Annotated in this window: 1 protein-coding gene; it reads left to right on the top strand. The window is 73.5% G+C overall.

The annotated features are described in order from the left end of the window. Nucleotides 1-438 precede the first annotated feature (438 nt). Nucleotides 439-954, top strand: coding sequence for a DUF6912 family protein (locus CA983_RS44100; protein ID WP_086606152.1), 516 nt, complete (start codon nucleotides 439-441; stop codon nucleotides 952-954). Nucleotides 955-971 lie beyond the last annotated feature (17 nt).

The following is a 971-nucleotide window of genomic DNA, read 5'->3' as shown; positions in this document are numbered from 1 at the left end:
CTCCCGGGGGTGCGTGGGGTCGTGCTGCCGGGTGTGCGCGGGTTGGCGCTGCCGCCGGGGCGGCGTGGGTCGCGGCGGGCTGGTGGGCGGACGGCCGGGCGCTGTTGTGCCCTGGTCATGACCTTGTTCATGGGGTCCCCGTTTCGTGGGCCCGGTGGATACCGGGGAGTAACTTCGGGTTGCTGATCTTGTACGGGGCCGACGGGGGCAAGGGCAAGGAAGCGGGCCTCGGGTGGCGGGCGCCGGAGAATTCACCTATCCGGGTGGCGCGGAGGGCATGGAGCCGGTCAGCGCGGGGATGCGCCGGGTGAATGCCGGGCCTGGAGTTGCCGCGTCCGGGGTCACAGGACGGAACTCGAAAGGGGACGCCCCGCACGTATCCTGAAGGCCCTCCGGAGCCCTCCGAGCATGAAACGACCACGAAAGAAGCAGCCAGCCATGCGTGTCTACGTGCCCCTGACCCTCCCCGGTCTCGCCGAGGCGTACAGGACGGGTGAGCTGGGAGCCGGGCCGTTCGTCGCGTACGCCGTGACGCCCGGGCTGCGCGAGTGGTACCTCTCCGACGACATCGAGGAACTGGAGTACGCGGCGCTGAGCCGGGCCGCGCTGGCCTCGCTGCGGCTGCTGGCGGCCGAGCCGGAGGCGCCGCGGCGGCGGGTCGTGGTGGCCGTGGACGTGCCCGACCGGACCGCGAGCGCGGATCCCGACCGGGGACTCGACCCGGCGGCGCTGGGAGAGGTGCGGGTCGCCGGTGCCGTACCACTGGCCAAGGCGGCATCCGTGCATGTCGACGCGGCGGACGCGGAGGCGGATGTGACGGCGGCGGCCGAGGCGCTGCCGGCGGCGGACGGCGGGGACGACGACGCGCAGTTCGTCGTGGACGGGGCGGAGGACCACGAGCTGCTGTGGTTCGCCACGCAGGAGATCCCGAACCTGGTGGGGCGCGGGGACTGAGCGAGCCGGGGCCGGGT

It is taken from the genome of Streptomyces swartbergensis (genome assembly GCF_002148965.1).
In the GTDB taxonomy this organism is placed as follows: Bacteria; Actinomycetota; Actinomycetes; order Streptomycetales; family Streptomycetaceae; genus Streptomyces; species Streptomyces swartbergensis.
The sequence above is the reverse complement of the archived record's forward strand: the minus strand, read 5'-3'. Positions and strand labels throughout refer to the sequence as shown.